4 protein-coding genes are annotated in these 12,445 nt (G+C 73.6%); 1 reads left to right on the forward strand and 3 read right to left on the reverse strand.

Going from position 1 to position 12,445, the window contains the following annotated elements; genetic code table 11:
- Positions 1-13 precede the first annotated feature (13 nt).
- Both AC1ROY_RS06950 and AC1ROY_RS06955 read right to left on the reverse strand, forming a co-directional pair.
- Positions 14-3,109: an efflux RND transporter permease subunit gene (locus AC1ROY_RS06950; protein WP_493147876.1), complete on the reverse strand. Its 3,096-nt coding sequence runs from the start codon at positions 3,107-3,109 to the stop codon at positions 14-16.
- Entirely contained in the window at positions 3,106-4,224 is a 1,119-nt protein-coding gene (locus tag AC1ROY_RS06955; protein WP_493147878.1) for an efflux RND transporter periplasmic adaptor subunit, read from the reverse strand. The genes AC1ROY_RS06950 and AC1ROY_RS06955 overlap by 4 nt, the downstream gene beginning before the upstream one ends.
- A gap of 182 nt (positions 4,225-4,406) precedes the next feature.
- On the opposite strand from AC1ROY_RS06955, the gene AC1ROY_RS06960 reads away from it, so the two are divergent.
- A complete protein-coding gene (locus AC1ROY_RS06960; protein ID WP_493147880.1) occupies positions 4,407-9,467 on the forward strand; it encodes an alpha-2-macroglobulin family protein in 5,061 nt (1,686 codons plus the stop codon).
- A 128-nt stretch (positions 9,468-9,595) separates the two neighbouring features.
- Here AC1ROY_RS06960 and AC1ROY_RS06965 read toward each other — a convergent pair whose 3' ends face one another.
- On the reverse strand, positions 9,596-12,445 hold the full coding sequence (locus AC1ROY_RS06965; protein ID WP_493147882.1) for a glycosyltransferase: 2,850 nt from the start codon (positions 12,443-12,445) through the stop codon (positions 9,596-9,598).

The following is a 12,445-nucleotide window of genomic DNA, read 5'->3' on the forward strand; positions in this document are numbered from 1 at the left end:
CTCGCGCCCTTGCCTACTCTGCCGGCGCGTGGGCGTGGGTCGGAATGGCACCCCGCCCACGGCTGAACTTCCGCGCCAGCCCTTCGAAGGCGAGGAACAGCACCGGCGTCACGAAGAGCGTCAGCACCTGCGAGACGGCCAGGCCGCCGATGACCGCGAGGCCCAGCGGCTGACGCAGCTCAGCCGCCGCGCCCCAGCCGGCGGCGATCGGCACCGCGCCCGCGGCCGCGGCCAGCGTGGTCATCAGGATCGGGCGGAACCGCAGCACGCAGGCCTGCCGCACCGCATCGCGCGGGGCCTCGCCGCTGCGCAATCGATGCAGGGCGACGTCCACGATCATGATGGCGTTCTTCTTCACCAGCCCGATCAGCAGCAGCGTGCCGATGACGGCGATGACCGAGAGGTCGAGGTTGAACCACCACAGCGTCGCGAAGGCGCCGAGCGCCGCCGCCGGCAGGCCCGAGAGGATGGTCAGCGGATGGACCAGCGACTCGTAGAGCACGCCCAGCACCACATACATGATCAGCACCGCGGCGATGACGAGGAAGCCCTGGCCGGCGAGCGCCTGCTGGAAGACCTGGGCCGAGCCGGTGAAGCCCGTCACGATGGTCGGCGGCAGGCCGATCTCGCGCTCCACCGCCTTGATGGCGTTCACGGCGTCGCCGAGCGCCACACCGGGGGGCGTGTTGAAGCCGATGGTCACGGCCGGCAGCTGGCCCTGGTGGGCCACCGTCAGCGGGCCGGAGCGCCGGTCGATGCTGGCCACCGCCGAGAGCGGCACCAGCCGCCCGGTGTTGGAGCGGATGTAGAGCTTGGCGAGGCCCATCTCGTCCCGCTGGTCCTCCGGCAGCGCCTCCACGATCACCGGATAGGCGTTGGCCTGGCCGTAGATGGTGGAGATCTGCCGCGCGCCGAAGGCGGAGAAGAGCGCCTGGCGCACCTGGTCGATGGTGACGCCGAGGGCGGTCGCGCGGTCGCGGTCCACGTTCACCAGCACCACGGGGCTGTCGAGCTGGAGGTCGGTGTTCACGTCCTGCAGCTGCGGCACGCGGGAGAGCGCCTGCTCCATCCGCGGCGCCCAGTCGTAGAGCTCGTCCAGCCGCAGCCCCTGCAGGGTGTAGAGGTAGAGCGTCCGCGACTGGCGGGCGCCGAAATTGATGTTCTGGATGGGCTGCACGAAGATTCGCATGCCCGGCACGCGGCCCGCGTCGCGCCGGAGCTGCTGCATCACCGCCTGGATGTCGGGCCGGTGCTCGCGAGTCTTCAGCTGCACGAAGAGCCGGCCCTGGTTGATGGAGGCCGAGCCGCCCGTCGCGCCCAGGTTGGAAACGACGGCGTCCACATAGGGCGACCGGCCGAAGATGTTCGCGACCTCGCCCTGCATCTCCGCCATGCTGTTGATCGAGCTGCCGCGCGGCCCCTCGGTGTTCACGAGCAGGAGGCCGGTATCCTCGATCGGGAAGAAGCCCTTGGGGATATGCACCGCCAGCCAGCCGGCGGCGCCCACCGAGAGAAGGAAGACCATCCACACCACGAGCTTCGCCCGCAGCGCATAGCCCAGCGCCCAGTCATAGGTGCGCTCGACGGCGACGAAGCCCTTCTCCAGGGTACGGTCGAGCCAGCCCGGCTTGCTGTGGCCCGGCATGCGGCTGGCCATCAGCGGCGTCAGGGTCAGCGACACCACGCAGGAGGCGATCACCGCCAGCGAGACGGTGGCGGCGAAGGCGTTGAACACGCGGCCCACCACGCCGCCCATCAGCAGGATGGGCAGGAAGACGGCGATCAGCGAGAGGGTGATCGACAGGACGGTGAAGCCCACCTCCTTCGAGCCGCGGATGGCGGCCGCCATCGGATGCATGCCCTCCTCGACGTGCCGGACGATGGCCTCCAGCACCACGATCGCATCGTCGACGACGAGGCCGACGGCGATGGTGAGGCCGAGCAGCGTCACGTTGTCGATGCCGTAGCCCATCACATACATCAGCCCGAAGGTGATGGAGAGGCTGATCGGCACCGCGATCGAGGGGATGATGGTCGCCGTCACGCGGCGCAGGAAGAGGAAGCAGACCAGCACCACCAGCCCGATGGCGATCGCGAGGCTTTCCTGCACGTCGTGCACGGCGGCGCGGATGGAGACCGAGCGATCCAGGAAGACGCCGATCTCCGCACCCGGGGGCAAGGCCCCCTGCAGACCGGGAATGCTGGCCCGCACGCCGTCTACGACGTCGACGGTATTGGCGTCCGGCTGGCGCTGCACGGCCAGGACCAGCGCGCGCTCGCCGTTGCGCCAGGCCGCGACGCGCTCGTTCTGCACGCCGTCGGCGACCCGCGCGATCTCGCTGAGCCGCACCGGCGCCGAGGCGCGGCCCGCCACCACGAGGTCGCCGAAGGCCGCGGCATTCTGCGGCTGGTCGTTGGCGCGCAGCGTAAGCTGCTGCCGTGCGCCGGTCAGCAGGCCGACCGGCGTGTTCGAGTTGGCGGCGATGATCGATTGCCCGACCGTGTCGAAGGCCAGCCCCATGGCGGCGATGCGGTCGGGGTCGAGCCGGACCCGGACGGAATAAAGCTGCTCGCCATAGGTCACGACCTGCGCCACGCCCTGCACGCGGCTGAGCGCGGGGGCGATGATGGTGCTGGCGATGTCGTTCAGCCGGTAGAGCGGCGTGTCGCCGCCCGAGAGGGTCAGCAGCAGGACGGGCGCGTCCGCCGGGTTCACCTTCCGGTAGCTCGGCGGGATCGTCATCTCGATCGGCAGGCGGCGCTGGGCGCGCGTCATGGCCGCCTGGACGTCCTGCGCGGCGCTGTCGATGTTGCGGCCGAGCTGGAACTGCAGGGTGATGTTCAGCGTGTCCTGGCCGGAGGTGCTGCTCATCTGGTCGAGGCCGGCGATGGTGCTGAACTCGCGCTCCAGCGGCAGCGCGACCGAGGTCGCCATGGTCTCGGGGCTGGCGCCGGCGAAGGTCGCCGTCACGGAGATGACGGGGAAGTCCACGCGCGGCACGGCGGCCACCGGCAGGCGCGTATAGGCGACGATACCCGCCAGGACGGCCGCGGCCGTCAGCAGGCAGGTCATGACCGGTCGGCGGATGCAGAGCTCGGAGATATTCACTGGCGGGACTCCAGCAGGGAGACCCGGGCATTCCCCGCGCTCGTCACCGCCCGCTCCTCCACCCGCGCGCCGTCGCTCACGCGCTGGGCGCCCTCGACGATGACCTTCTCGTTGTTCGCGATCTGCCCGCGCACCACGGCCCGGTCGCCGACGATCCTCGACACCTGCACGGCGCGCCGCCGCGCGACATTGCCGTCCATCACGAAGACGAAGCGGCCCTGCTGGCCCATCTGCACCGCCGCCGACGCGATGGTGATCGCATTGTCCTCGACGGCCGGCGCCAGCGTGACCTGGACGTACTGGCCGGGCCAGAGGCGCCCCTCGTCATTGTTGAAGCGGGCCTTCAGCATGATCGTGCCGGTGTTCACGTCCACCGCGCTGTCCACGAAGATGAGCTGGCCCTCGACCGGGCGTTCGGTGTCGCCATCGGCCTGGGCGCGGACCTGCACCGGGTTCCCGGAGGCGGTGGCGCGGCGGATGGTCGGCAGCCAGCGCTCCGGCACGTTGAACTGGACGAGGATCGGATTGGTCTGGGTGATGGTGGCGAGCGGGATCGGGTTCGTGTCTGCCTGCCGGACAAAGTTGCCCACGCGAAGCGGCAGCGAGCCGAGCACCCCGTCCACCTCGGCGGTGATGCTGGCGAACTCGATGTTGAGGCGGGTCTGGGCGATGAGCGCCTGCGTGGCCTGGACGTTGGCGGCAGCGGCGGCGGCATCGGCCTGGGCCTGCTCGAAGCGCTGCTGCGAGGCGTAGCTCTCACCGCGCAGGCTCTGGTAGCGCGCAGCGTCGAGCTGGGTGCGGGTGGCGGCGGCGCGGGCGCTGAGCAACTGCGCCTCCTGCTGCGCCAGCAGCGCCTGGTTCAGCCGGGCATCCAGGGTGAAGAGCGGCTGTCCCCGGCGGACCGACTGGCCCTCGACCACATGGACCTGTGTGATCTGCCCATCCACCCGGGTGCGGATCGTGACGACGCTTTCCGACTGCACCGTGCCGTTCGCCATGATCTCGATCGGCACCGGGCCCACCACGGCAGGGTCGGTCGTGACGGCGACCGTCTGCTGGGCGGCGGCGGGAAGCGCGATAAGGATGGCGAGGATGGCCAGTCGAAAAATCGTCAATTCACAGGCTCCCGTCCGGTCCGGCATCGGCTAGGTTAGGGGCAGCGTGCCTAGGGGCAAAGACCGGCCTTCATTCACCAGCAATGGGTGTAAAAGCCAAATGACGAAAATGCAACAATAACGCCCATTTGCCGCTCAAAAATTGCGCATGCTGTCGCGAAATTGGGGAAGGAACATTTTCGATGCGCCGCTGGCTGATTCTCGCCCTGCTGCTCCTGGCCCCCGTGGCCCATGCCTTTGACCTCCCCGGCCTTTCGCGGGATTCCAACCAGTATCGCGAGCAGCTCGAGCGCCGTTTCCCCGCCGGCGGCACGGCCCAGCAGCGGCAGGCTGCCGAAACCCGCGCCACCACGGCCGAGCGTCAGAACAACTGGGCGGCAGCCGCCCAGGCCTGGGAGGACCGTGCGGCCCTCGGCGAGATGACCGCTTCGCAATGGCTGTCCCTCGCCCGCGCCCAGCTCCGCCGCAATCCGCCGGAAGCGGTGCGGGCCCTTTCGGCGGCCTGGCAGAACTTCCTCATGGTCCCGGCCGGCCCGCCCGAGATCCCCTCCCTCCTGGCCGTGGCCGAGGCACTGCAGCGGCTGGAGCGCCCGGCGCAGCAGATCGCGGCGCTGGAGCAGGTCGTGCAGCGCGCGCCCAACGAGGCCCGCTACGCCCAGGCGCTCACCGAGGCCCGCCGTGCGGCCGGCCTGCTGGTCGCGCGCATCAACACGGAGTCGGAGGCCGAGCCGGCCCGCGCCTGCCTCGCCTTCACCGCGCCCCCCGCCCGCCGCGACGACTGGCAGCCGCAGGACTGGATGCGGCCCGAGACGCCCGTCCCCGGCCTCGCCTTCCAGCGCGACGGCGACCAGCTCTGCGTCGTCGGCCTGCCCCATGGCCGCACCACCCGCATCCTGCTCCGCGCCGGCCTGCCCGGCGAGGACGGGCTGCGCCTGATGCGGGACACGCCGATCAACATCGCCATGCCGAACCGCCGGCCGCGGCTGGCCTTCGACAGCCGGTCCTTCCTGCTGGCCCGCGGCCAGGATGCGCGGGTGCCGCTGGCGCTGATGAACATCTCCGGCGTGCAGCTGCGCGTCGTGCGGCTGGCCGAGCGCAACCTCGTGCCCTTCACCCGCGACAACCGGCTGGGCGACCAGCTCAGCTCCTGGACCGCCGTGGACCTGCCGGACACCTGGGGCCGCGTCGTCTGGGAGGGCTCGGTCGAGTTGCCGCGCGGCGAGCCCAACCAGCTCCAGCGGGTCACGGTCCCGATTCCCCCGGCCGTGCGCGAGGCCGGGCCCGGCCTCTACATGATGGTGGTGCGGCCCAATGACGGCACGGCCGATGCCGGCTCGCTGGCCGCCGCCCAGCCGCTGATCCTCACCGATCTCGGCCTCACCGCCTGGCGCGGCGAGGGCGGCCTGGCCGTGCAGGCCCGTCGCCTCGGCGATTCCCGCCCGGCCGGGGGGACGCGCATCGCGCTGATGTCGCGCAACAACGAGATCCTGGCCGAGGTCGAAGCCGGCGCGGACGGCATCGCGCGGTTCGCCGCCGCCCTGCTGCGCGGCGAGGGGCCCATGGCGCCCGTCGCCCTCCATGCGAGCCTGGGCGACGACCTCGTGGCGCTCGATCTCGAGGCGGCCTCCTTCGACCTCTCCGACCGCGGCGTCTCCGGCCGCGAGCATCCGGGTCCGCTCGACGCCTTCCTCTGGCTCGACCGCGGCATCTACCGTCCCGGCGAGACCGTCCAGGTCATGGCGCTGCTGCGCAACGTGGCCGGCATCCCCTCGGACGTGCCGCTCCGCCTGCGCCTGCGCCGGCCCAACGGCCAGGTCGCGGCCGAGGCGGTGGTGCGCGACGGCGGCCACTGGCCGGTCACCCTGCCCACCGCGGCGCCGGTCGGCGTCTGGAAGATCGAGGCGCTCACCGACCCGCGCGCCCCGCCGGTCGGCGAGGCCAGCCTGCGTGTCGACGCCTTCGTGCCCGAGCGCCTCGCCGTCGAGGCCGGGCCCGCCCCGGGGCCGCTGGTGCCGGGCCGGCCGCTGGCCATCCCCGTGACCGCCCGCTTCCTCTACGGGGCGCCCGGCTCGGGGCTGGAGGGCAGCGCGGAGCTGCGCCTCGTCACCGAGCGCAGCCCCTTCCCGGCGCTGCAGGGCTACCTCTTCGGCCTGGAGGACGAGACCTTCGCACCCGACCTCATCACCGCCGACCTGCCGGAGACGGACGATCAGGGCCGCGCCACGCTGGAACTGAGCCTCGCCCGCGCGCCGGACACCACGCGCCCGCTGCGCGGCGAGCTCGACATCTCCGTCTCCGAGCCCGGCGGCCGCGCCACGCGGACCAGCCTGCCCCTGGCCGTCGCCGGCAGCCCGCGCCTCGTCGGCCTCCGCGGCCCGCAGGCGGTGAACGCCAATGCCGAGGCCGGTTTCGAGATGGTGGTCGCCGATCCGGAGGGGCGCACCCTTCCGGCGGAGCTGAGCGTCCGGCTCGTCCGTGAGAAGCCGGACTGGCGCATCGTGCTGCGCGGCGGCAGCACCCGCTACGAGACCGTCTGGACCGACGAGGTGGTGGACACGGCCACCGTCCGCACCACCGCCGACGCCCCGGCCCGCTTTGCCCGCTCCCTGCCCTTCGGCCGCTACCGGCTGGAGGCGCGGGAGGCCAACGGCATGGCCATCGGCTCCGTGCGCTTCCGCTCCGGCTGGGTCGCCAGCGAGTCCGCGGAAGTGCCGGACAAGGTCGACGTGGCGGCCGACCGCCAGGCCTACGCACCGGGCGATACCGTCACGCTCCGCGTCACCGCGCCCTTCGCCGGCCGTGCCAGCCTCGCCGTCCTCACCGACCGGCTGGTGACGCTGCGTGAGATCGAGGTCCCCGAAGGCGGCACCGAGGTCCCGCTGACCGCCGATCCCGCCTGGGGCCCCGGCGCCTATGTCGCGGTCACCGTCTTCAAACCGGGCGCGCCTTCCAGCGCCCCCGGCCGCGCCCTCGGCCTCGCCTGGGTGCAGATCGATCCAGCCGCGCGCCGCCTCGACGTGGCGATCGGCGGACCCGAGCGCGCGCGGCCCAACACCCGCGTCGAGCTGCCCATCACGGTGACGGGTGGCCAGGGCACGGTGAAGCTGACGCTGGCCGCGGTCGATGAGGGCATCCTGCGCCTCACCCGCTTCGCCTCGCCCGATCCGCTCGCGCACTACACCGGCCGCCGCACCCTCGGCGCCGATATCCGCGACGATTACGGCCGCCTGATCCGCCCCGACGACGCCACCCAGGCCGTGCTGCGCCAAGGCGGCGACGATGTCGGCGACCTCGGCGCCCTGCGCATCCCGCAGCGGAACGTCGTGCTATTCAGCGGCGTGGTGGAGACCGATGCCGACGGCCGCGCGACCGTTGCGCTCGACCTCCCGGACTTCGCGGGCGAGCTGCGGCTGATGGCCGTCGCCTGGCAGGGTCCGCGCGTGGGCTCCGCCAGCCGCGCCATGACCGTGCGCGACCCTGTGCTGGCGGAGGCGCTGCTGCCCCGCTTCCTCGCCCCGGGCGACGAGGCGACGCTGCCAGTCCTGCTGCACAACCTCGAGCTCCCGCAGGGCGAGGTGAGCGCCACGCTCACCGCCGAGGGCGCCATCGCGCTCGGCGGCCCCGCCCGGCTGGCCGCACGCCTCGCGACCGGCGCGCGCGCGCAGCCCACCACCACGCTCCGCGCCACCGGCGCCGGCGAGGGCATCCTGCGCCTCGCCGTCGCCGGCCCCGGCGGCTTCACCGCCACCCGGGAATCGCGGATCGAGGTGCGCTCCTCGCGCGCCATCGCCTCCGTGAGCACGCTCACCGAGCTGGCACCGGGACAGGAGATGCGGATCGCGCCCGACGCGGCCCGCTTCGTCTCCGGCGCCTGGCGTGCCACGGCGCGTCTCGGCACGCCCGTCCGCTACGATGCCGAGGGCATGCTGCGCAGCCTGGAGGTCTATCCCTTCTCCTGCCTGGAGCAGCTGTCGTCCCGCGCACTGGGCATCGGCGCCGCCATATCGGAGGGCAGCACGAACCAGCAGGCGGCGCTGCTGCAGCGGGCGGTGGACGGCATCCTCTCGCGCCAGCGCTACGACGGCAGCTTCGGGCTGTGGTCGGCCCAGGGCGAGCCGGAATTCTGGACCTCCGCCTATGCGGCCGAGGCGCTGATCCGCGCCCGCACGGCCGGCGCCGCCGTGGCCGATGCCGCGCTCGACGCCGCGCTGGACGACCTGGCCACACGGCTCGAGGACACCACCGCCGACACGCCGCCGGAGTTCGCGTCCCAGGCCGCGCGGCTGAACGCGCTCTCGCTGGCCGGGCGGCATCGGCTGGGCGCGGCACGGCGGCTCATGGAGAGCCTGGACCGGCTGCCGACCCCGCTGGCGCGCGCGCAGCTCGGCGCCGCCTTCGCCCGGGCCGGCGACAGCGAGCGGGCCACCCGCGCCTTCACGGCCGCGCTCGCGGCTCCCGGACGGCGCGACTGGCTCTACGACTACGGCAGCGCCGCGCGCGACGCGATGGCGCTGGTCGTCCTGCTGAAGGAGGCGCAGGCGCCGGCGGCGATGCTCCAGCAGGCGATGTCCCGCCTGCCGGGGCCGGAGCTGACGCCGGCCCTGGCCTCCACGCAGGAGGCGGCCTGGGCGATGATGGCCGCCGCCGCGCTCGGCCGCGACGGAAGGCCGGTGCGCGCCGCCTTCGACGGCAGCCCCGCGACGCGGGTCCTCAACGCCACCGCGGGCGGCGTGCTGCGCAACCTCGGCGACGCGCCCCTGCCGGTGGTGCTCACCGTCACGGGCATCCCGACCGAGGCGCTGCCGGCCGGGCGCAACGCGATGACGATCCGCCGGCGCTTCCTCGACCTCCAGGGCATGGCGCTGAACCTGGACCAGCTGCGCTCCGGCACCTCCTTCCTCATGGTGATCGAGGCGCGGGCGGAATCGGGGCAGGAGCACCTGGCCATGATCAGCCAGGGCCTGCCCGCGGGCTGGGAGATCCAGGCGCGGCTCGGACCGGGCGCGGTGCCGGGCCTGCCGGGCCTCGGCGAGCTGGCCGAGCCCGACGCCACGCCGGCGCTGGACGACCGCGTGGCGGCCGCCTTCACCTTCAATGCCGAGACCCGGGAGTTCCGCATGGCGGTGCGGCTCCGGGCGGTGACGGCCGGCCGCTTCGAGCTGCCGGGCGCGGAGGTCTCGGACATGTACCGGCCGGCCTTCTTCGCGCGGCAGGCGGCGGGGCGGATCAACATTTTGCCTTGACCTCAGACGCCGGGCGCGCGCTCCGCGCGCTTGGCTTCGCCGCACCGCTGTCGCGCCCGGCCGAAAGTCGGTTGGGCGGCGCCGGCCGCGTTGCGGCCGGATTCGTCATGGGCGGCACCGCACCCCCGTCACCCGGGCAGCAGGCGCTCCACCAGCGCCCTCTGCGCCAGCCCATCCCCCCGCAGCAGCCCCTGCTGCTGCCCGGTGATCGGCCGCGCCCCCGCGGCGATGACCGCGTCGGTCGCCTCGGGCGCCGTGATCGCGGCATCGCCCGGGGCCACCGCGGCAGGCCCTTCCTCCGGCGGCGCGCCGGGCAGGCCGAGGCGTCCCCAGGCCCAGCCATGGGCGGTGACCAGCGTGCCGCCCTCCATCCGGCAGGGCTCGGGGCGCCAGCCCTCCAGCCCCTTGCGCAGCAGCTCGACGATCCCCGGCTCGAAGGCAGAGAGCCCCGTGTCGAGCCAGAGGCGGGGCGTGCGCGGCGGCCGGAAACTCGCGGCCAGTGCGGCGCCGATCGCGCCCGCGTCGGCCCCGGTCAGCGGAAGGCCGGCGCTGGCCGCGAGCACCGCCGCCATCCCCGATTGCGGACCCTGCTCATAGGCCTGCTCGATCACGCCGGCATAGGCGCGGGCGATGCGGGCGGGGTCCAGCTCGCGCATCGCCCAGCCGCGCGCGGCGCGGCCCATGGCGGCCCGCTTCGCGGCATCGGCCCGGACCTCGCCGAGCGCCTCGGCGAGGTCGGGCAGTTCCGCCTCCTCGGGGATGAGACGGCAGCCGGATTCCTCCAGCTCCGACAGGGCGCCGTGGCGGTTCGCCACCAGCGGCAGGCCCGCCATCAGCACGTCCTTCACCGCACCAGAGGTCTCGCCCCGGCTGCCGCTGCGAAGCTGCACGGCCATGTCGCAGGCGGCGAGCCAGCGGCGGTACTCCTCCACCGCGACGCGCCCGGTCACCGTGACGCGCGAGGCCAGGCCGAGACGCCCGGCCTCCTCCAGCACGGCGGGGCCGGCCCCCTCCTCCGACCCGCCGACGAAGACCAGCCGCGCGGAGGCATCGCGCCGCGCCATCGCCGCGAAGCCGGAGAGCACGCGTTCCGGCAGTTTCTTGGGCGTCATCAGCCCGAAGGAGGCAAGGAGGAAGACGCCCTCGGGCAGGCCAAGCACGGCGCGCGCCACCGCGCGGTCGGGCAGGACGGGCGGCTGGCGCAGGTGCGGCAGCACGGCGACGTGGCGCAGGGCGGCCTCGCCATACTCGGCCTCCAGCAGCCAGCGGGCATGGCCGGAATGCAGCACCACGCCGAGCGCATCGGCCAGCAGCCCCGCACTGCCCGCGAGTTCGCGCGAGGTGACGAGGGCGGGATAGCCCTCCTCCCGGACCAGCCTGGGGATCCGCGGCTCCGGCGCCGCCGCGCCGCCGTCGATCCAGTTGCGCAGGTCGGTGATGGCGGAATCGTGCAGCGTCACGACGCCGGGGAAGCGCGGCAGCAGCCGCGTCAGCGCCGTGGCGTGCATCGGGTTGTTGCCGAGCTGGTAGAGCACGCGGTCGAAGCGGCCGCCCCCGCCGATGAAATCGCCCTCTGATATCCAGGGCATGCGGCCGGCCAGCGCGCCTTCGGCGGGTGCGGCGCTGACCAGGGTGACCGCGTAATGCTCGGCGAGTGCGGGCGCCAGCTCGGCCGTATAGTCGGCGATGCCGCTGGCCGCCGGCGGCAGCGGCGCGACGACGGCCAGCGTCTTTCTCCGCGGCGGGCGGCCGTGACGTCGGACAGGACGTGCGGCCTCCAGCGCGGCCCAGGCACGCAACGCCACCTTGTCCCAGCTGAACTCGCGCGCGCGGCGCGGGCCATAGGCGGCGAGGTCGGCGCGCAGCTCCGGCGCCGTCAGCAGCCGCTCCAGCAGCGCCGCCAGCGCCGCCGGGTCGCGCGGGTCGAAGAGCGCGTCGGCGCGGCCCACCACCTCGGGCATGGCCGAGGTGTCGCTGGCGATGCAGGGCGCGCCGCAGGCCATGGCCTCCAGGATGGGAAGCCCGAATCCCTCGGCGAGCGAGGGCATGACGAAGAGCGCGGTCGTCTCGTAGAGGCCGGGCAGGTCCGCCTCCTCCACGAAGGGCAGCGCGATCAGCTCGGCCTCGGTCAGCCTGGCCGCACTGGCCTGCGCCCGCAGATGCGGCGGGTTCACATGCCCGATCGCCAGCGGATGCGCGGCCCGCAGCGCCGCCGGCAGCCGCGCGAAGGCCTGGAGCAGCACGCCCTCGTTCTTCCGGAGATCGCCCGCGCCGAGATACAGCAGGAATCCCTCGCGCAGCCCGTAGCGCGCGAGGAGCGCCGCGCGCGCCGCCGCGTCCAGCCGCGGCGGCGCGAAGGCGGGCGAGACGCCGCCGCCGATGGTCACCACGCGCTCCGGCGGCAGGCGCAGATGGCGCAGCAGCTCGTCGCGCGTGGCCTCGGAATTGGCGAGCAGCGGCGCGCAGGCCGCCACCTCGTCCAGGCAGCGCGCGTACCAGGGCACCAGCCCGGCCTCGCGCCATGCCCCGTCGAGATACATGTCGCGCAGGGTCAGCGGGATGAGGTCGTGCACCGTGGCGGCGATGGCCGGGCGTTCCAGCCCGGCCGGCCAGGTGGTGACCACATCGTGCCGCCAGCCCTCGAAGACGCTGCCGAGATGCAGGATGTCGGGCGCCGCATCGGCGATGGCCTGGGCGCGGATCTGCTCGGCCAGCCGCCGCCGCGGCGCCTGGGGATGCGAACCGGCCGCCGAGCCTTCGGGCGCCTGCCAGCGCCGGATGGCGTGATGGCCGAGGACCGGCGCGAACTCCTCGGCCAGCCTTGCGGCAGGCTCGACGAGGCGCGTGTTCACGAGGATCTGCACCTCATGCGCGCCGCGCCCGCGGATCAGCGCCCGCGCCAGCTCCAGCGAATAGCGGCCGAGCCCGGCATGCCGCGCCGCGCCCTGCACGCCCTGGAGGTCGAGCAGCAGCCGCAC

The organism is Roseococcus sp. GW821-FHT12F05, from assembly GCF_058806835.1.

Coding starts and splice junctions, on each gene's coding strand:
- AC1ROY_RS06960 (WP_493147880.1), top strand. CDS start 4,407: ATGCGCCGCTGGCTGATTCTCGCCCTGCTGCTCCTGGCCCCCGTGGCC.